Annotated in this window: 21 protein-coding genes; 7 read left to right on the forward strand and 14 right to left on the reverse strand. The window is 69.7% G+C overall.

The features are described 5' to 3' along the window. Positions 1-71 precede the first annotated feature (71 nt). From ACQ5BE_RS17660 to ACQ5BE_RS17680, 5 genes are all read right to left on the reverse strand, one after another. Positions 72-1,478 (reverse strand): ferredoxin reductase, encoded by a 1,407-nt coding sequence (locus ACQ5BE_RS17660; protein WP_430298280.1) that lies wholly within the window; start codon positions 1,476-1,478, stop codon positions 72-74. After that, positions 1,475-2,779 (reverse strand): aromatic ring-hydroxylating oxygenase subunit alpha, encoded by a 1,305-nt coding sequence (locus ACQ5BE_RS17665; RefSeq protein WP_430298281.1) that lies wholly within the window; start codon positions 2,777-2,779, stop codon positions 1,475-1,477. Before ACQ5BE_RS17665 ends, ACQ5BE_RS17660 begins: the two co-directional genes overlap by 4 nt. Positions 2,780-3,075: 296 nt before the next feature. Continuing rightward, positions 3,076-3,222 (reverse strand): hypothetical protein, encoded by a 147-nt coding sequence (locus ACQ5BE_RS17670; protein ID WP_430298282.1) that lies wholly within the window; start codon positions 3,220-3,222, stop codon positions 3,076-3,078. Between the two features lie 134 nt (positions 3,223-3,356). Continuing rightward, positions 3,357-4,166, reverse strand: coding sequence for an IclR family transcriptional regulator (locus tag ACQ5BE_RS17675; protein WP_344299150.1), 810 nt, complete (start codon positions 4,164-4,166; stop codon positions 3,357-3,359). Between the two features lie 79 nt (positions 4,167-4,245). Beyond that, complete coding sequence (locus tag ACQ5BE_RS17680; protein WP_430298283.1) at positions 4,246-4,692, reverse strand: PaaI family thioesterase; 447 nt, start codon at positions 4,690-4,692, stop codon at positions 4,246-4,248. A 176-nt stretch (positions 4,693-4,868) separates the two neighbouring features. Here ACQ5BE_RS17680 and ACQ5BE_RS17685 point away from each other — a divergent pair, with 176 nt between their 5' ends. Then, a complete protein-coding gene (locus ACQ5BE_RS17685; protein WP_430298284.1) occupies positions 4,869-5,165 on the forward strand; it encodes a hypothetical protein in 297 nt (98 codons plus the stop codon). Between the two features lie 35 nt (positions 5,166-5,200). Here the strand turns inward: ACQ5BE_RS17685 and ACQ5BE_RS17690 are convergent, their stop codons facing one another. The 3 genes from ACQ5BE_RS17690 to ACQ5BE_RS17700 form a co-directional block, all read right to left on the reverse strand. Next, positions 5,201-6,553 (reverse strand): hypothetical protein, encoded by a 1,353-nt coding sequence (locus ACQ5BE_RS17690; protein WP_430298285.1) that lies wholly within the window; start codon positions 6,551-6,553, stop codon positions 5,201-5,203. 85 nt (positions 6,554-6,638) lie between these two features. Further along, on the reverse strand, positions 6,639-7,292 hold the full coding sequence (locus tag ACQ5BE_RS17695) for a trimeric intracellular cation channel family protein (RefSeq protein ID WP_430298286.1): 654 nt from the start codon (positions 7,290-7,292) through the stop codon (positions 6,639-6,641). Positions 7,293-7,318: 26 nt separating this feature from the next. After that, positions 7,319-7,945: a TetR/AcrR family transcriptional regulator gene (locus ACQ5BE_RS17700; RefSeq protein ID WP_430298287.1), complete on the reverse strand. Its 627-nt coding sequence runs from the start codon at positions 7,943-7,945 to the stop codon at positions 7,319-7,321. A gap of 70 nt (positions 7,946-8,015) precedes the next feature. Here ACQ5BE_RS17700 and ACQ5BE_RS17705 point away from each other — a divergent pair, with 70 nt between their 5' ends. From ACQ5BE_RS17705 to ACQ5BE_RS17730, 6 genes are all read left to right on the forward strand, one after another. Then, positions 8,016-8,357: a cytoplasmic protein gene (locus ACQ5BE_RS17705; protein ID WP_430298288.1), complete on the forward strand. Its 342-nt coding sequence runs from the start codon at positions 8,016-8,018 to the stop codon at positions 8,355-8,357. A 72-nt stretch (positions 8,358-8,429) separates the two neighbouring features. Further along, positions 8,430-9,533 carry a glutamate--cysteine ligase gene (locus ACQ5BE_RS17710; RefSeq protein ID WP_430298289.1) on the forward strand — a complete coding sequence of 368 codons (1,104 nt, stop codon included), beginning with the start codon at positions 8,430-8,432 and terminating at the stop codon, positions 9,531-9,533. Between the two features lie 178 nt (positions 9,534-9,711). Continuing rightward, on the forward strand, positions 9,712-10,647 hold the full coding sequence (locus ACQ5BE_RS17715; protein WP_430298290.1) for a sugar phosphate isomerase/epimerase family protein: 936 nt from the start codon (positions 9,712-9,714) through the stop codon (positions 10,645-10,647). Positions 10,648-10,649: 2 nt separating this feature from the next. Then, the gene (locus ACQ5BE_RS17720) at positions 10,650-11,618 is read left to right on the forward strand and encodes a 3-hydroxyacyl-CoA dehydrogenase family protein (RefSeq protein WP_413248709.1); all 969 of its coding nucleotides are present in this window, start codon (positions 10,650-10,652) and stop codon (positions 11,616-11,618) included. Positions 11,619-11,637: 19 nt separating this feature from the next. Then, complete coding sequence (locus ACQ5BE_RS17725) at positions 11,638-12,405, forward strand: SDR family NAD(P)-dependent oxidoreductase (protein ID WP_413248708.1); 768 nt, start codon at positions 11,638-11,640, stop codon at positions 12,403-12,405. Between the two features lie 183 nt (positions 12,406-12,588). Further along, positions 12,589-13,965 (forward strand): MFS transporter, encoded by a 1,377-nt coding sequence (locus ACQ5BE_RS17730; protein WP_413248707.1) that lies wholly within the window; start codon positions 12,589-12,591, stop codon positions 13,963-13,965. Between the two features lie 96 nt (positions 13,966-14,061). Here the strand turns inward: ACQ5BE_RS17730 and ACQ5BE_RS17735 are convergent, their stop codons facing one another. From ACQ5BE_RS17735 to ACQ5BE_RS17760, 6 genes are all read right to left on the reverse strand, one after another. Then, entirely contained in the window at positions 14,062-14,451 is a 390-nt protein-coding gene (locus tag ACQ5BE_RS17735; RefSeq protein WP_430298291.1) for a type II toxin-antitoxin system VapC family toxin, read from the reverse strand. Further along, on the reverse strand, positions 14,452-14,709 hold the full coding sequence (locus ACQ5BE_RS17740) for a type II toxin-antitoxin system Phd/YefM family antitoxin (protein WP_430298292.1): 258 nt from the start codon (positions 14,707-14,709) through the stop codon (positions 14,452-14,454). 76 nt (positions 14,710-14,785) lie between these two features. Further along, positions 14,786-15,511 carry a GntR family transcriptional regulator gene (locus ACQ5BE_RS17745; RefSeq protein WP_430298293.1) on the reverse strand — a complete coding sequence of 242 codons (726 nt, stop codon included), beginning with the start codon at positions 15,509-15,511 and terminating at the stop codon, positions 14,786-14,788. After that, a complete protein-coding gene (locus ACQ5BE_RS17750; protein WP_430298294.1) occupies positions 15,504-16,346 on the reverse strand; it encodes a triose-phosphate isomerase family protein in 843 nt (280 codons plus the stop codon). The genes ACQ5BE_RS17745 and ACQ5BE_RS17750 overlap by 8 nt, the downstream gene beginning before the upstream one ends. Beyond that, positions 16,343-16,801 (reverse strand): ribose-5-phosphate isomerase, encoded by a 459-nt coding sequence (locus ACQ5BE_RS17755; protein WP_430298295.1) that lies wholly within the window; start codon positions 16,799-16,801, stop codon positions 16,343-16,345. The genes ACQ5BE_RS17750 and ACQ5BE_RS17755 overlap by 4 nt, the downstream gene beginning before the upstream one ends. Before the next feature lie 44 nt (positions 16,802-16,845). Then, positions 16,846-18,582, reverse strand: coding sequence for a dihydroxyacetone kinase family protein (locus ACQ5BE_RS17760; RefSeq protein WP_430298296.1), 1,737 nt, complete (start codon positions 18,580-18,582; stop codon positions 16,846-16,848). Positions 18,583-18,659: the final 77 nt, after the last annotated feature.

Raw genomic sequence — 18,659 nt, forward strand, 5'->3', positions numbered from 1 at the left:
ACTGGTCAGCGGGCAAGGTCTGTATCAGGCCGTCTCGGTGTGGGGGACGCAGGCGCCGCTTCTGCGGGCGTTCAGGCGTCGAGGACCATGTCGGTGCGCGCTGTGGAACAGCAGGGAAGGAATTTGCCTGCGTCGATCTCCCGTTTGCGGATCCCGCCTTGGTGGTTCATCTCGACCTCCCCGGAAAGCTTGACGATCTTGCAGGAGCCGCACATGCCCTCCTTGCAGTTGGCGCCGATCCTGACACCCGCCCGCTGCGCCACCTCGAGGATGTGCTGGTCGGGATCGATCCGCACATTGATGCCGGTGCGCATGAAGGACAGGGTGAGACTTCCCGTTCCGACCGTGTCGAAGCTCGAGGCATCGGGGGTCCCTGTCTCGGGCCCTGCGTCCGAACTGCCTCCGGGGATTGGCGCGTCCGGGTTGGCGGTTTCGAGCGGCAGCCCCGCGGCCTGCAGTGTTCCATCCTCGTCGTAACCGGGCTCATAGAGTCCGAACGGGCTGGGCTGGCTTTCGTAGTAGTCCTCAGCGGAGTTGGCGATCTCCTCTGCAATCTCCTCTGCGATGTCCGCCGCGAGGGCGAGCTCAGCCTGGTACTCGAGGATGGTCTGGCGGTCACCCGAGAAGAACTCCATGTAGATGGAGGTGTCGTCGACGCCTACCTTCTTGAGGAGTTCGGTGGCGCTGTTCAGGTAACCCTCCGGGCCGCAGGCATACACTTGGCGCCCGTTTGCATCCGGAGCAACCTGGTCGATCATGGCGGCCGTCAGCCTTCCACTGAGCCCTTCCCACCCGTCGGGCTTGCTGCGGTCGCCCAGGGAGTAGAAGACCTTGACGCGCGAGTCCACGGATGCGATGTAGGCCAGCTCCCGGTGGAAGGCGAAGCCGCCGGCTTCCGCGCCGTGGTAGAGCACCACCACGTCGGCGCTTCCGGGCAGGGAGTGGATGGTGCGCAGCATCGACATGATGGGGGTGATGCCGGCGCCGGCGGCCAGGAAGAGGTACCGCGCGCGCCGGTCGGCGTCAGGGAGGTGGAATGCACCTACAGGTCCCAGCATGTCCAGGACGGTGCCGGGCCTGACGTTCTGGTGCACCCACGGGGAAACCAGTCCGCCCGGGTCGCGCTTGACGGTAACGCTGAAGGTCCACGGTTCCGTGGGTGAGCTGGACAGCGAGTAGCTGCGGTCCACCGGTTCCTGGTCCTCGCCGTTCACCGGGAAGGCGATGTTCACGTACTGGCCCGCGCGGAACGCGAGGGGCGCGCCGTCGGTGCGGCGGAACACGAAGGTCATCATGCCGCCCGCTTCGGGAACAGTCTCGACGCATTCGGCCATGAACTCCTGCGGATGCCACGGACCCAGGGCCTTGGCTGCGCTGGCCGGTCCTTCGATGCTGCCCATTACCCGGTTCCACGGCATTTCAAGGCCGCGGATGCGCTGTGGCTCCTGGGTGGGAATCTCGGTGAGGACGTCAATCATGCCAAGTGCTCCTGGACGCGCTGGACGTACCAGTTGATGAACGCCTCCACCTGGTATTCGCTCTTCATGTAGGGGCCGGGCTCGTAGGCGGGGCTGGCCGCACCCTGCTGGCACAGTTCCACGAACGCCTTGTCCTGCAGGTTGGTCTGCTTCCAGGTGTACGTGAGCTTGTCGAGGTCGTAGTCAACGCCTTCCTCGGCGTCATCAGCCACCAGCCAGGTGGTGCGGACCAGGGACTGGTGCTCGTTGATGGGGAAGACGCCGAACGTGATGACGTGGTCGCCCAGGAAGTGGAACCAGCTGTTGGGCTGCAGGTGCATCGAGCAGCGGCCCAGGCGGAAGTCCGGCAGGTCGCCAAGCAGCTTCTTGGAGAGCCTGCGGCCGTCGGCCGAGAACGATTCGCCTTCGCCGTCCAGGGATTCGCGTGAGATGCGGATACCGGCGATGCGGGTGTCGAGTTCCTCAACCACCTCGTAGGGCAGGCCGTACCGGCGGCACCGATCCTCGAGCGAGGACTGGGCTTCCTTATTGCGGTCCCATACCTCTTCAAGGTGGGCCGGGATCAGTCCCTCGGTCAGGCCCCAGGTCGGGAAGAGCGAGCAGGCGAGTTCCGGGTGCCCGTCGCAGTGGTAGCACTCACGGTTGTTCTCCATGACGAGCTTCCAGTTGCCCTCTTCGATGATGTTCTGCTGGTAGGCGATCTTCGTCTTGGACAGGTCGTGGGGTGCGAGGTAGGGCTCGAAGATCTTCGAGGTCTCGTCGAAGTCTGCGGGCGGCTCGTCAGCAATGCAGACGAAGATGAGTCCGGCAACCTCGCGGCTGTGGGCACGCTTGAGGGCGAAGCAGTTCTTGTCGAACTTCGCTTCACCGGGAGCGGAGGCGTGGATCAGGTTGCCCTCGGGCGAGTAAGTCCAGGAGTGGTAGCCGCAGACCAGGTTTCCGGTGGAACCGGCCGCCTCGGTCAGGACACGTGCACCACGGTGGCGGCAGACATTGTGCAGGACGTTGACGTCACCCTCGTCGGTGCGCAGCACAATCAGGGAGTAGGGGCCGTAGTCGACCGTGATGTAGTCGCCCGGCTCCGGCAGTTCGGCAATGCTACCGGCAAAGATCCAGTGCTGGCCGAAGATGGCCTCCATGTCGATCTTGAAGAGCGTCGGGTCGGTGTAGAAGGGGGCATCGAGTGAATATCCTTGACGCCGGAACTCGAACAGCGCGGCGATCTCCGCCAGCTTCTCTGCAGGCAAGGTCGAAGCGAGTTTTCCGCGCGAATTGAGGGGCGCGTTCACTGGAGCAGTCATTGATTCCTCCCGGGAGGGCTGGGTAAGTGTGGCTTTTGGGCGACTACGGCGTGGAGGCAAGCGGCATCGTCTGGGGTTGAAGTTGCGCGTTCAGGAGGAGCTGCGCGAGAAGGGGTCTCGCGGGCGATGCTTGGAGCGGATCCATATCAGGCCCTTCCTGGAACGTGCGTACTACGCAACAACAATCAGCATGTGCAACAGCGTGACGTAGGCCACCCTCGCTGTCAAGCGATGACGGGTGCGTTCTGACACTCCGCAGGCAGGAGGCCAATTCACCCGGCCGCGCAGGTTCGCAATCATGGCAACGCCCCCAGCACGGCAAGGATGTTCACGGGGAGGCCCCACTTGCCGATGGAAACCGTGGCTCGGAGCACTCGGCTCATACGGATCGCCGCGGCGAGGACCGCGAGGGTGCAGACCACCACCGCCACGACGATGCACACCAGCTGACCGAAGTCTTGGCGGAGGACGCCGTCGGACCTGCGGCGCAGTGCATCGCGGGCAACCGAAGATTGTCAACGGCATTCGAAAACAGGCAATGGCCCTGAGTCATCTTGGATTCGGGGCATCGATGGTCCTAGCGCCGCGTGTAGCCCATGTTCGCGCTGACCTTGAGTCCGGCTTCCGTGAGCGTTTCCAGCAGGCCGGGGATCTTCTCGGGGTCGAACCGGAACGCGGGCCCCGAAATGCTGATGGCGCCCGTTACTTCGCCCCGATGGTTGTAGACGGGCACCGCCACTGCATTCAGGCCGATCTCGAACTCCTCCCGCACTACCGCGTACCCCTTGGCGCCCACCTCGAGCAGCTGTGCATCCAGTTCTTTCCGGCTGGTGATGGTCCTGGCCGTGCGGGCTTTCAGCCCGGTCTCCTTCAGGATGCGGTCCCGTTCATCCGCACCCAAGGCAGCCAGGAGCACCTTCCCGCTGGAGGTGGCGTGCAGCGGCGTCAGGCTTCCCACCCAGTCATACGTTGCCAGTGTGGAGGGACCCATGGCTTGGTCGACATTGACGGCATAGTTGGAACGCAGGACGGCGAGGTTGACCGTTTCCTTGAACTCTTCGGCGAGGCTCTCGAGCACAGGCCGTGCCTCGTGGACCAGACTCAGCCGCCCAGGAATGGAGCTGGCCAGGCGGAGGATCCCAAACCCGAGCTGGTACTTGCCGCGATCGCTGTTCTGGTGGACCATCCCACGACTCACCAGAGACCCCATCAGCCGAGAGACGGTGGACTTGTGGATCCCCATCTCCTCGGCAATCTCACTGACGCCCGCGTGCCCTTCCCGGGCCAGGATCTCCAAGACAGTCAGCGCCCGCTCCACGGACTGCACTCCGCCGGACTGGCCGCCCTCGACGTCAGTCTCTGGTTCCGGTTCGTTTTTAGGAGCCATGCCTACTGATCCTATGCTGGAATCGCGATGGCCGTGACAGCGCGCATATCTGCCGCTCGGACACGCCGGGCCCTGCCCCTCACCCCTCGGCTGGTGCGGGCACGTAGGTGAAGGTCGACGTCGTCAGCAGCCGCCCATCCCCGTCCGTCACGTCCACCCGGGCGACGACGACGCTCCCGCCCGCGCGCTGCAGCCGCGCCGTCGCGACGGCCGGGCCGAGGCCCGAGCTGTCGAGGAAGCTCATGCTCGACTGCGTCACGAGCGGCGAGCGCCCCGGGCCCATGGCCTGGCCTGCGAGGTAGGACCCCGTCAGGTCCGCGGCTCCGAACAGGGCAGTCGAGGAGAAGTGGCCGCCCGGCCCGCACAGCCGGCCGGCGAGCGGCATGCGCGTGGCGACCATCGCGCCGTCGCACGCGTGGGGCTCGAGGCCGAGGGTGGCGGTGATCTCCCCGGCCTGCCCCGCGAGCGCGGCGCGGAATGTGTCCCACCCGAGGACGAACTCTTCAAGGCTGACGGGCAGGGGCATGGGGGATCCTTTCTGCGGATGGGGCGCCGCATGCCGCCCACACGGAGAACCGCCTCCCGGCCGCGAAAAGTCACGCGGGGGTCTGGCCCGGGAGGCGGGGGATTCGTAGGCTGTCGGCAGGCGCTCGGCGCGGTGCCGGTCGCCGGGACCCGAGGCGAAGGGGCAGGTAACCGACGATGACGAAGACGCACGTCCACGAGGGCCACACGATCGCGGACCACGAGCACGGGCCCGGCTGCGGCCACGAGACGGTCCAGCACGGCGACCACGTCGACTACGTGCACAACGACCACCACCACGCCGTGCACGGCGACCACTACGACGACCACGAGCACGTCGCCGAGCACTCCGTCACGGAGCACGAGCACGGGCCCGGCTGCGGCCACGAGGCGGTCCAGCACGGCGACCACGTCGACTACGAGCACGACGGCCACAAGCACGCCGTCCACGAGCACCACTACGACGAGCACTGACGCCGGGCGCGGGCGATCAACCAGCGGCCCTGAGGTCAGCCGGCGTCGAGGATCTGGGTGAAGGCGTCGATCATCGTCGACTCGACGCCGGCGCCGCCTGCCACGAAGTGCCCCAGGCAGCTGTACACGGTCATGCTGCCGCCCGCGATCCCGGCGAAGTCCGTGTCCCACCCGCCCTCGTAGCTGCCCTGCGCCATGGAGGGCGGGAAGAACTCGGCGGTGGGGATGTAGCAGACCGACGCCCCGGCGTAGCCGCAGACCCACACCGACTGGGATCCGCCGAAGTGCGCGCGCAGGTAGACCGCGTACCCGCTCACCAGCTCCCCGCTCGCCCACACGATCTTCAGGGGCTCCTCGCCGTCGATCGTCCACCGCTGGACCGCCGAGGGGACGCCGGTGGCGATCTGCCCCTGGTCGATCCTCTCGATCATGGTCTCCGCGTGGCGCCGGTACCAGGGCGGGAAGCCCGCGGGGTTCGGCAGCCTGTTCGTGTAGTCGGCGCGGACGGCTGCGAGGTTCCCGGGGGAGGCGTCGATGTCCAGCGGGATCGTGAGCCCCTGCACCACCGTGGAGATGCCGCCGGTCAGCGTGCGCCCCGAGGTGTCGAGCCCCCGCACCACGGCCGAGCCGAGCGAGTCGCCCCACTGGTCCCGCAGCGACCAGCTGGCGGCGCCGCGCGGATTCTGGTCGCCGCCGGCCCCCTGGACGAACATCGCGAACGCCCCCGTGCTGTCCTCGACGAAGGCGCACGCGCCGGCGGGGTAGTCGCCGTCGTACAGGGTCTGCAGGCCGGCCGCGACGGGGTGGCAGCCGTACCCGAAGATGGCGGCCACGGGCTCGCCGCCGGGACCCCTCGCGGTGAGCAGCGGGACGTCGGTCTCGTTGTACGGCAGGCCCACCCGGTTGACGGCGAAGGTCTGGGTGAGGACCTGGTAGTCGAGCGTGACGGGGGTCTGCGGCGCCGCGAGCGCCTGCTGCGCGGCCTCGACGACCCGGTCCACGAGCCACGCGCCGTAGGCCGTGACCTCCGTCAGGTCGGTCAGCCCGTAGGAGATGTAGGGGTCGAGGGTCTCGACGAGCACGGGGCCGTTGTGCGTGTGGGTCGCCTGCAGCACCACGTCCGAGGCACCCCAGCCGGCGAGCCCGAGGATGCGCGGGAGGGCGGCGTCGTGCAGGGCCACTGGGAAGGCGAGGATGTCCGCGGTCAGGAGCAGGTTCGGCGACCCGCCGTCCCAGAGCACGACGGCGCGCACGTAGATCGGCGCGAACGGCGTGGCGGCGGAGGCCTCCCGGCCGCCGTCGTCGGTGCCGTAGCCCCCGAGGTACGGGTTCGGTGCGGCGGATGAGGGGGTGATGTCGACCTTCGCGGTCGAGACGGAAAGGCCCATGCTCGCTCCTGAACCCTGACGGAAACAAGCTCATGGGACCACGTCCCGACCCCGGCGTCCAGAGGCGGAACGGCGGGCTTCGCGCTCAGTCGCCGGGCGGCGTCGTGCGCCCCTCGCGGTGGGCCACGACGGCGGCGAACGGCACGCGCCAGCGGAAGCGCAGCGACAGGACGCGCAGGGCGAACACGACCACGGCGACCGCCCCGCCGCTCGCGGGCGTGTAGGCGCCGACCTGCCAGAGGAACGCGACCAGGCCCGCGCCGAGGAGGGCGGGGACGGCGTAGATGTCGTGCCGGTCGAACAGCTGGGGCCGCACGTTGGCGACCGTGTCGCGCAGGAGCCCGCCGCCGATCGCCGTCGTGGTGCCGAGCAGGGCACCCGAGATGGGGTTGGCGCCGAGGGTGAGCGCCGTGATGGTGCCGGTGGTGCAGAACAGCGCGAGCCCCGCAGCGTCGAACAGCAGCAGCGTGCGGCGCAGCTTCACGACCGCAGGCAGGAGGAAGAAGACCACCACCGCAGCGGCCACGGGCGGCGCGAGGTAGACCGGCTCGGCGAACGCGTTCGGGAAGCGGCCCAGCACGAGGTCGCGGATCACGCCGCCGCCGAGGCCCGTGAGCGAGCCGAGGAAGAGCGATCCCACGATGTCGAAGTTCTTCTGCGCCGCCATGAGGGAGCCGGAGACGGCGAAGAAGAACACCCCTGCGAGGTCGAGGACAAGGGGCCAGACGTCGTGTTCCATGGCACAAGACTAGGGACCGGAGGGGCTCATGCGCCGCGCATCGCGGCGTGGAGGATGTCGAGGGCGTTGGACTTCATGGCCGCGAAGGCCTCCTCCGCGCCCAGGCCGCCCACGCCCGTGAGCCACACGTACGGCTCGATCCCGGCCGCGGCGCGGAGCCGGACGGCGAGGCGGTGCACGTCGATCCCGGAATGGGTCTCGCCGAGGGGCGCGAGGGCCTCCTCGTACCACCGGACGGCCCGGCCGCCGCGGAGCGCCGGCTCTCCGGCGCCGGGGGCGAGGGAGGCCCGCAGCGCGGCGCGCATCTGGGGCTCCCAGTCCCGGATGAAGGCGAAGTGCTCGTCCAGGGTGCGGTCCAACCGCTCGGCGACGTCCGACGGCGGGTCCTCGCCGAGGAGCGAACGCTCGCCGGTCTGGGGCATCGCCGCGTTCAGGAGCGACTCCTTGTCGGGGAAGTACCGGTAGGCCGTGGTGCGCGAGATCCCGGCGCTGGCCGCGACGTCCGACACCGAGGGGTCCTGCCCGTCCGCCATGAGGCTGCGGAGGGCGTCCACCAAGGCCCGCTGGGTGCGGCTCTTCTGCCCCGTCCGGCCGGTGGCCGTGTAGGACCCGGCATGGGGACTCGCCGGGAGGCCATTGTGCGCGTGGACCATGCGGCTTACGATACTCGTGTCCCTTCGTGGGACGGAAGTACCATGAACTGCGGAACCCAGGAGGCCCGCCATGTCCGATCCTCTCGAGGTCAGCCCGGACCTCTACCGCCTCGTGTTCGAGAACGACCGCGTCCGCGTCCTGGAGTACCTCGACCGGCCCGGCGACTCCACGGGCACGCACTCCCACCCGGACAGCGTCATGGTGACCCTGACGGGCTTCATCCGCCGCCTCACCTCCGGCGGCCGCGAGGTCGAGGTCGAGATGCCCCCGTTCCAGGCGCGCTGGCTCGACGCCCAGGAGCACTCGGGCACCAACATCGGCACGAGCGAGACCCACAGCCTGTTCATCGAGCTCAAGGAGCCCCGGCCCGACGGCCCCGCGCGCGGGCGGCTCGGCCCCTCGGAGTCGTAGGCCGGCCGCCGTGCGCTGCCCGGCCGCCGCGCGCTGCCCGGCCGCACGCCCGGAGCCTGACAGAATGGCGGCATGCGGACGTTCGGGGTTGAAGAGGAACTGCTCATCGTCGACCCCGAGACGGGCCAGCCTGTGGCGGACGTCGAGCGGATCCTCGCGGTCATGGGCAGGCCTCGGGACACCGAGCGCGAGTTCAAGCTCGAGCAGATCGAGATCCAGACCGCGCCGGCCCGTACCCATGATGAGATCCTCGGCCAGCTCTACCGGGCGCGGCGCAGCGTCGACCAGGCGGCGCGGCAGGTCGGGGCGCGCATCGCCGCGCTCGGAACGTCGCCCCTGAGCGCCGCCACCCATCTGAGCCCGGGCGCCCGCTTCGAGCAGATGGCCGACGAGTACCGGCTCACTTCCCAGGAGCAGCTCACGTGCGGGCTCCACGTCCACACCTCTGTGGAGTCCCCCGAGGAAGGCATCGCGGTCCTGGACAGGATCCGGGAATGGCTCCCGCTGCTGGTCGCGATCAGCGCCAACTCGCCGTTCTGGCGCGGGACCAACACCGGCTACGCGAGCTACCGGACCCAGGCGTGGAACCGCTGGCCGACCTCGGGCCCCCAGGAGCTCTTCGGCACGGTGGAGCGGTACCGGGAGCTCGTGGAGTCGATGGTCCGCACCGGCGCCATCCTCGACGAGGGCATGGTCTACTTCGACGCCCGCCTCTCCCGCGAGCACCCCACGGTCGAGGTCCGGGTGGCGGACGTGTGCCTCGACGCCGCGGACTCCGCGCTCCTCGCCGTCCTCGTGCGCGGGCTCGTCGAGACCGCGGCGCGCGAGGCCGCGGAGGGGAAGGAGCCGCTGGGCACCCCGGCCGCGCTCCTGCGCCTGGCCGCCTGGCGGGCGAGCCGCTCCGGGCTCAACGGCGACCTCGTGCACCCGCTCGAGCAGCGCCCCGTGCGCGCGACCGACGCGGTGGACGCTCTCGTCGCGCACGTCGCGCCGGTGCTGCGGGAGTCCGGCGAGCTGCACTGGGCCGAGCGCGACCTCAAGGCCCTCTTCCAGCGGGGTTCGGGGGAGCGTGCCCAGCGGGACGCCGTCATCGACGGGCTCGAGCTGCGCGCCGTGGTCGCCGCCGCCGTCGAGGCCACCCAGAAGCACGACGGCGGGTGGGACGCCGGCGCGTAGGCCGCGCCCGCCGTCGGGCTTCCTGCCACCCCTCCCGGCCAGGAGTCTCTTCCTGCTCCGCTCTGCGCTGCCCAGAATCTCCGCACCCACGGTTGACGTCAGACATATTTCCTATAGGATCTTTTCGTGAGCCGCACCACAGGACGGCTCGGGAAAGAAACCGATGCAACGGAGCACCATGCCGACGGAACCCGCCTTCACGGCCGAATCATGGCCGATCGCCACCTGCCTCCACGGATTCAGGACCGTGGACCGCAACGGCATCGCACTGCACGACGCCCCCGCCGAGACCTGGGACGACATGTTCTCCCAGATCGCCGAGGTGGGCTTCAACCTCGCCGAGCTGGCCGACAGCCACGTCCGCCCCGCGGACCTCGATCCTTCCCGCCGCGACGAGTTCCTCTCGATCGCCGCGTCCCACGGCGTGGGCATCCCGTCCGTGCACCTCCAGCGCCAGAGCGTCATCATGCCGGGCCACGAGGAGCGCAACCTCGAGTACGCGCACCGCACCATCGAGGCCGCCGCCGAGTGGGGCATGCAGGTCTTCTCCACCGGACTCCACCAGCCGTTCAGCGAGGCCCAGCGCAAGGCCCTGTGGTTCTGGACCGCCGAGGGCCCGAAGGACCCCGACGACCGCGAGGTGTGGGACACCGCCGTCGGGCGCATCCGCGAGCTCGGCAAGCACGCCGCCGACCTCGGCCTGCGGATGTCCCTCGAGATGTACGAGGACACGTACATCGGCACGGCCGACAGCGCGGTGCGGTTCATCGAGGAGGTCGGGCTCGACAACGTGGGGCTCAACCCCGACGTCGCGAACCTCATCCGCCTCCACCGCCCGGTCGAGAGCTGGCAGGAGCTGTTCGACAAGACCCTCCCGTACGCGAACTACTGGCACGTGAAGAACTACACGCGCGACGAGGCCGCCGACGGCAGCTGGGCCACCTCTGTCCCCTCGACGATGGAGGCTGGCCTCATCAACTACCGGCAGGTCTTCCGCGACGCGATCGCGCTCGGCTTCGACGGGATCATCCTCACCGAGCAGTACGGCGGCGACAGCCTCGGCGTGTGCGCCACGAACCAGAAGTACATCCGCACTCTCCTCCCGAAGGGCTAGCCATGACTTCCCAGAACGTCACCGTCGCCGTCGTCGGCTCGGGCTACATGGGCGGCGGAATCGCCCAGGTCCTCGCCCTCTCCGGCGCGACGGTCCGCATCGCCGACGTCTCCGAGGAGATCGCCCGCAAGAACTACGGCCGTCTCCTGGACGAGGCGCGCGAGTTCGTCGCGGACGGGCTCTTCCCGCAGGACGCCGTCGAGCGCCTCGAGGCGAACCTCTCGCCTGCCGCTTCGATCGAGGAGGCGGTGGCCGAGGCCGACTTCATCGAGGAGGCCGTGCCGGAGAAGCTCGAGATCAAGCACGAGACGCTGCGCCGGATCAGCGCCGCGGCGCGGCCCGACGCGATCATCGGCTCCAACACGTCGACGATCCTCATCGCCTCCCTCGCCGAGGCCGTGGAGCGCCCTGAGCGCTTCCTCGGCGTCCACTTCTCGAACCCGGCGCCGTTCATTCCCGGAGTCGAGCTCATCCCGCACCCCGGCACGGACGAGTCCCTCATCCCCTTCGTCGAGCGGCTCGTCGCGGCCACCGGCAAGGAGAGCGCGCGGGTCAAGGACGCCACGGGCTTCGTGCTCAACCGGCTCCAGTACGCCCTGTTCCACGAGGCCAGCCAGATCGTCGAGGAGGGCATCGCCACCCCCGAGGACATCGACACGATCGTCCGGACCACCTTCGGCTTCCGGCTGCCCGTGTTCGGCCCGTTCGCGATCGCGGACATGGCGGGGCTGGATGTCTACTCCTTCTGCTACGCCTCGCTCCAGACCCGCTGGCCCGAGCGCTTCGCCACGCCGGAATCCCTCAAGGAGCTCGTTGAGGCCGGCAAGTTCGGCACGAAGTCCGGCGAGGGCTACCTGGACGTCCCGGCAGAGCGCATCCCGGAGCTCGTCGCCTACCGCAACCGGGCCTACGTCGCCATGAAGAAGCTCATGGACGAGCTCGGCCCCGCACCGATCCACACCGACAACTGAGACAGACCTGGAGAGCAGCATGACAGCCTTCCCCGCATCCCGCACCGTCATCCTGACCGGCGCCGCCTCGCCCCGCGGCATCGGCCGCGCGTCCGCGCACTACCTCGCCGAGCGCGGCTGGAGCATCGGCATCATCGACCTCGACGCCGAGGCCGCCAAGCGCGTCGCCGAGGAGATCGCGCTTGAGCACGGCGTGGCCGCAGCCGGCGCCGGCGCGAACGTCGCCGACGAGGACCAGGTCCGCGCTGCCTTCGACGAGCTCGAGGGCTCCCTCCCGCAGATCGTCGCGCTCGTGAACCTTGCCGGCGTCTCATCGCCCGTGCCGTACCTCGAGGTCACGGCCGAGGAGTGGAAGCGCGTCCTCGACATCAACCTCAACGGCGTCCACTACGCGACCCGCCGGGCCGTCGAGTCCATGGTCAAGCACGGAGTCGGCCGCGTCGTGAGCCTCTCGTCCGTCTCGGCCCAGCGCGGCGGCGGCACTTACAGCAAGACCCCGTACTCGGCCGCCAAGGCCGGCATCATCGGGTTCTCCCGCAGCGTCGCCCGCGAGCTGGGCCAGCAGGGGATCACCGTCAACGTCATCTCCCCCGGCCCCATCGACACCGACATCATGGGCGGCACCCTCACCGAGGAGCGCAAGGAGAAGATGGCGGCCGACGGCGTGCTGCCGCGCATCGGCAGCCCGCGGGACATCGCCGCAGCCATCAACTACCTCATCAGCGAGGACGCAGGCTTCGTGACGGGCCAGACCCTGAACGTCGACGGCGGCCTCTACATGCACTGAGAAGGGAGCACCGACATGCGCCTGAAGACCGGCCCCTGGACGAAGTCGAGGATGCTGTTCCTCGCCATCGGCCTGATCCTCGTCGGATTCGGGCTTGCCAGCATCCTGCCCGCGCTCGGCGGCTGACCGAGCACTCCACCACCACGCACCCCCACCCCGGCATCCCCTCGAAGGAGAGTGGACATGTCTTCGTCAAGCACCCGTTTGACTGACACCGTAGGCACCAACCCGGCCCTCAGATCGGCCATCGCCAAGGCCTCGAAGCATCTCATGCCGATGCTCGTCATCCTGTACTTCGTCGCCTTCCTCGACCGCACCAACGTCGGCTTCGCGGAGGCGGCGCTGCGCGCCGACCGCGGCGTGTCCGACGGCGCGTTCGCCCTCGGCGCGGGCATCTTCTTCATCGGCTACGCGCTGTTCGAGATCCCGAGCAACCTCGCCCTGAAGAAGTTCGGCGCCAGGTTCTGGCTGGCCCGCATCGCGATCACGTGGGGCGTCGTCGCCGCGGCGTTCGCCTTCACGACAAACGACACGATGTTCACCGTCCTGAGGTTCCTCCTCGGCGTGACCGAGGCTGGGCTCTTCCCCGGCGTGATCATGTTCCTCGCGGAGTGGTTCCCGAACAAGGTCCGCGTCCAGATGTTCGCGATCTTCTACCTCGCGCAGCCGTTCTCGCAGATGATCGGTGCTCCCCTCTCGGGCGGCCTCATCAGCTTCGGCGACACCCTCACGCCGTGGCACGGCTGGCAGGTCATGTTCTTCGTCGAGGGCATGCTCGCCGTCGTCGCCGGCATCGCGGCGCTGTTCCTCCTCACGAACAGTCCCGCCCAGGCCAAGTTCCTGAACGACGAGGAGAAGGCCGCGCTCTCGAACGTCATGGCCCTCGAGGACAAGGTCCGCACTGAGGACGGCCCCAACGGCATCTGGCGTGCGATGGCCAACTGGAAGGTGTGGTACTTCACGGTCATCTACTTCGCCCTCCAGATCGCCGTCTACGGCACCACGTTCTACCTTCCGCAGCAGGTGGCCGGCCTGCTCGGCAAGAAGGTCGGCTGGGAGGTCGGCCTCGTCTCGGCCATCCCGTGGCTCGTGGGGCTCTTCGCCTGCTACTTCCTGGGCAGGGCAGCCCACACGATCGTCCGCCGCCGCAACTGGGGCACCATGCTGTACATCGGCACGGGCGTCTTCATCCTCGGCTCGGGCTGGGCGGGAGCGAACAACCTGCCGCTCCTGGGCATCCTGTTCATCACCCTCGCCGTGGCGAGCTTCCTCTCGGTCGGCCCCATCACCTGGGCCTTCCCGACGGCGTTCCTCACCGGCACCGCCGCCGCAGCGGGCATCGGCCTGATCAACTCGCTCGGCAACCTCGGCGGCTTCGTCGCCCCGCTCATGCGCACCGGCATCAACGCCGCCGTGCCCACCGACTCGGGCGTCTGGGGCGTGGTCTCCCTCGGAGTCTTCGCCTTCGTCGCCGCGATCATGGTCTTCGCCACCAAGTTCTTCAAGGTGGCGAAGTCGGACGAGCTCCTCGCCAAGGAGGCGCCGGCCGTCGGCCACTGACGCCAGGCCCCGCACGGCACGAGGCCCCGGTCCGATCGGACCGGGGCCTCGTGCCGTGCTGTCGGGGGCACGCCGTGATCCTGCTGATGGGGAGGCTCAGGAAGGCCGGATGACCGCGAGCCCTGCGTCGCGGGAAGCCTCAGCGAGCCGTGCGTCGTAGGTGGCGATCGCTTCCACATCCAAAGAGATGGCCGCGGCAAGGTGCAGCGCGTCGAGCGACGTGAGCATGGGGCCCGGGATCAGGCCTGCCTGTCGGAATAGCGGCGCGGTCATCTCGTAGATGTCGACCGTGTCCAAGAAGGCGGTGACTGCATCCTGATGCAGGCCGGAAACCCTCTGGGCGGCACGGCGCATCTCGGTCTCCAGAAGCCGGCAGGCCGCCAGCTCTGCCCCTGCACCGTCGATCGCCATGGCCAGCGCCGCTGACTCGGGCTCCTCGATGACGAGCTTCAAGGCGGCCGAGGTGTCGAGGTACCAGAGCGGCATTCAGCGGTCCCCGCGGAGGTCGTCGAGGATCTTGCCGGTGGGCTCGGTGGCGGAGACCCTGGTCAGTTCGGTGTAGCGGACGCGGTGCCGGGCGCCCCGACCCAGCGGAAGCCCCCGGGCCGTGTCCGAGGCCAACGCAGGGCGCAGGACTGCCACACTGGCTCCGTTCTTCGTCACGAGGAACGTCTCGCCGGCCTCGACCTCGCGGATGACTTCGGCGTTGTCGTTGCGGAGCTGCCGCTGAGTGATCGTCCTCACCCCGGAATTGTAGCGCTCGTGTAGCGCAAGGGCAGGCGCCCCTCGGCATGTCCCGTCCGACGCGGCGACGCGCCGCTCAGGGGGCGGCGACGTCGCGCCGGGAGCGGACGCGGACCCTCTCGATGTGCTCCCGCATCGCGGCGGACGCCGCCTCCGGCCCGCCGCTGCGGAGGGCCTCGAGGATGGCGCCGTGCTCGGTCACGGCCTCGTCTGCGTCGCTCAGGCCGCTGTGCATGGTCTGGCGCAAGCGATGGACGCGCGTCGAGATGGCGGAGGACATGTCGATGAGGAAGGGGTTGTGCGTTCCCTCGAAGATCAGGTGGTGGAAGTTCCAGTCGATGAGGAAGTACTCGCGCAGGAGGCTCACCGGCCAGGTGCCCGCATGCTCGTCGGCCGCCTCGCGGACCTTGGCGCCGATCGCGCGGTGCTCGGCGAGGGCCTGCTCGAGGAGGGGCACGAGGTTCACCGCGTCGCGGGCGGCGAGCTCGGCGGCGCCGCACTCCAGGACGAGCCGGGCATCGAACAGCGACTCGAGCTGCTCGTCGGCCAGCGGGGGAGCGACCCGGTACCCCTTGAGGGCCTCACGGACTACGAGCCCGGTGCGCTCGAGCTGGACGAGCGCCTCGCGGACGGGCGTGGGGGAAACCCTGAGGTCGCGCGCCAGGGCATCGATGGAGAGCCGGGCCCCCGGGGCGATGTCCGCGGTCATGAGCATGTCGAGGATCAGGTCGTAGACACGGTCGCGCAGGCCCTTGCGCTCGAGGGCACCCGCGCCCGCGAGAGGGTAGACGGTCTCAGACATGGGTTCCTCCTGCGCCCCCGATGGTACCAGCCGCACCCGTGCCGTCCCCGGTGGATGACGTGAGGGCAGCGACCTCGTCGAGGATGGCCTCGACGGCGGCCGGGTCGTGCGCGAACCGCCCCAGGAACAGGCCGTCGACGGCGGCGCCGATCGCCGTCAGGAGTCCGGGTCCGGCACTGCCTCCGTAGATGACCCTGGATCCGGGGAAGGCCTCGAGCCCCCTGACGTGGTCCCGCAGGGCCGAGCACACGGCGACGATGTGCTCGGAAGACGCCGGCTCCGGCGCGCCGATCGCCCAGTGCGGCTCGTAGGCCGCGATGACGGGGCCAGACAGGCCGCGGTCCCTCGCCTCGGAGAGGGCGTCCTCGAGCTGCCGGATGCACTCGAGGACCGCGTCCTCGGGCCTCCCGCGCTCGGGCTCGCCGATGCACAGGAGCGGGACCAGGCCGTTGCGGAGGGCGGCGAGCGTCTTGGCGCGCACTGTGGCGTCGTCCTCCCCGAACAGGCGGCGGCGCTCGGCGTGGCCGATCTCGACGAGCCGGCAGCCCAGCTCGGCGATCTGGGTTCCGCTCACCTCGCCGGTGAAGGCTCCGTGGTCCTCGACGGCGAGGTCCTGCGCTCCGACGTCCGCCACGCCGTCGAGGATCTCCAGCGCGGCTGGGATCGAGAGGTAGCCCGGGACGACGAACAGCCGTGCGCTCTCGGAGCGCACGGCTGCATGGGCACGGGCCTGGGCGGCGACGTCGCGGCACCACGCGACGGTCTGCGCGTGGCTGAAGTACATCTTCGTGCTGACGCCGATCAGGTACTGCCCGGCCGTGTCGGGAGGGGTCACTGCGCCTCGTACGCGCAGATCTCCTGCACCTTGTCGTTGGAGGCGCTGGCCTCGTCGAACACGTACGTGAGCCACTCCCGGACGTTGCGGCGGGCCTGCTCGATCCCGACGACGCGCTGGCCCATGCACAGGACCTGGGCGTTGTTCGACAGGACGCTGCGCTCCACGGAGAAGCTGTCGTGCGCCGTGACGGCGCGGATGCCCCGGACCTTGTTGGCCGCGACCGCGACGCCGAGCCCGGTGCCGCAGATGAGGATGGCGCGGTCCGCTTCGCCGCGGGCGACCATCTCGGCCGCCGTCGTGGCGATCGTCGGGTAGTTCGTGTGGCCGTCGGCGTCCACGCCGACGTCGGCGACCGAGACGACCGCGTCGCTGCCCTCGAGGTCGCGCTTGATGATCTCCTTGTAGTCGAAGCCGGCGTCGTCCGAGCCGACCACGATCCGCCATGCGGGCATGTGTGTCTCCTTCTGTGGGGTTTGGTTCTGGGCCAGGGCCCGGGTCAGTCTTCGGCGAGCACCGCGTGGACGCGGCCGGCGATGAGGGCGAGCGAGATCGCGCCCGGATCGGGGACGCCGAGCGCCTTAGTCCCGTGCGAGCGCGCGCGGCCCATGACTGGCATGAGGTCCGCGGTGGCCGCGGCCGCCGCGGACGCGGCGGACGCCGCCTCCTTCCATGCCTGCGCCAGGCCGTCGCCGGCCTGGACGCGGGACGTGAGCGTGTCCGCGAAGGGCACCAGCGCGTCGACGAGCGTCTTGTCGCCCACGCTCGCCTTGCCGTACGCCATGACGGCGTCCTTCGCCGCGGCGATGCCAGAGGCGACCTTCGGCGCGGAGACGGCCTCGGTGTTGCCGAGGTGCCCGGCGAGGGTCGTGAGGATCAGGCCCCAGATCGCGCCCGACGTCCCGCCGGCGCGGTCCGACCAGGCGTCTCCGGCGCCCTCGAGGAGGCTTCCGGCGCCCGCGCCGCGCTCCACGAGGCCCGAGGCCGCAGCAGCGGCGGCGACGGTGCCGCGCTTCATCCCGATCCCGTGGTCGCCGTCGCCGGCGATGGCGTCGATCCGCCCCAGCTCGTCGGCCTCGGCGCCGATCGCGTCCCGGGCAGCCTCGAGCGCCGCGGCGATGCGGGCAGCAGCCCGGCGCGAGTCGTCGCTCGCCTCAGGGAGCGGCCGCTCGGCGTCGTCCGCGCTCGCCTCCTGGGGCACGACGGCGACGAGCGCCTCCCGCTCGACGCTCCCCGTCCGGAAGGCGGGGGTGTCGGCCGGGGCGAGCCACAGGCGCTCGAGCTCCTCGTCGACCCAGAGGAGCGTCAGCGACGCGCCGGCCATGTCGAAGCTCGTGCAGAACTCGCCCACCTGGGGGTCGACGAGCGTGAGGCCGGCATCCTCGAGCAGGTCCGCGATCCGCGAGAAGACGACGTAGAGCTCCTCGTTCTTGACCGAGCCGAGCCCGTTGAGGATGGGGACCACGCGGCCGCCGTCCACGGTGGCGCCGTCCGGGACCTCGGCGCCGTCGAGGAGGTGCCGCACGAAGAGCTCGGCGAGCCCGTCGGCGCTGGGGATGTCCGTGATCTCGATGCCGGGCTCGCCGTGGATGCCGAGGCCTACCGCCATCTTGCCCTCCGGGACGGTGAAGAGCGGGGCGTCGGCGCCGGGCAGCGTGCAGCCGGTGAAGGCGACGCCCATGGACCTGGTGCGGGCATTGGCGAGCCGGGCCACGCGCTCCACCCCGTCGAGGTCGTACCCGGCGGACGCGGCGGCGCCGGCGGTCTTGAAGACGGTGAGGTCGCCGGCGATCCCGCGCCGCTTCTCCGTCTCGGACGGCCGGGCGCTGAAGATGTCGTCGGTGACGAGGACGGTGCGGCAGTCGATCCCGTCCCTGCGGACGGCCTCCTGGGCGGCGCCGAAGTGCAGGACGTCCCCGGCGTAGTTGCCGAAGCTCAGGAGGACGCCGCGGCCCTGGTGGCTCGCGCGGATGACGGACTCGACCTGGTGGGCCGACGGCGAGGCGAACAGGTTGCCCATCGCCGCGCCGTGCGCGAGCCCCGGGCCCACGAGGCCGCCGAACGCGGGGTAGTGCCCGGACCCTCCGCCGATCACGAGGGCGACCTCGTCGGCGGAGGACCGCGTGGACCGGGACACGCCGCCGGAGACCTTGCGGACCCAGCGGCCGCTGGCCCTCACGAAGCCGTCCACCATGTCGTCCGCGAAGGACGCCGGGTCGTTCCAGAGTCGTGTCATGGGGATGCTCCTCGTCGTTGAGCCAGCGGTGCCGCGGGGACAGCCCGGGCACTCGGTAAACCTCTTTCCTATAGGAT

The organism is Sinomonas sp. B1-1 (assembly GCF_050474465.1).
In the GTDB taxonomy this organism is placed as follows: domain Bacteria; phylum Actinomycetota; class Actinomycetes; order Actinomycetales; family Micrococcaceae; genus Sinomonas; species Sinomonas flava.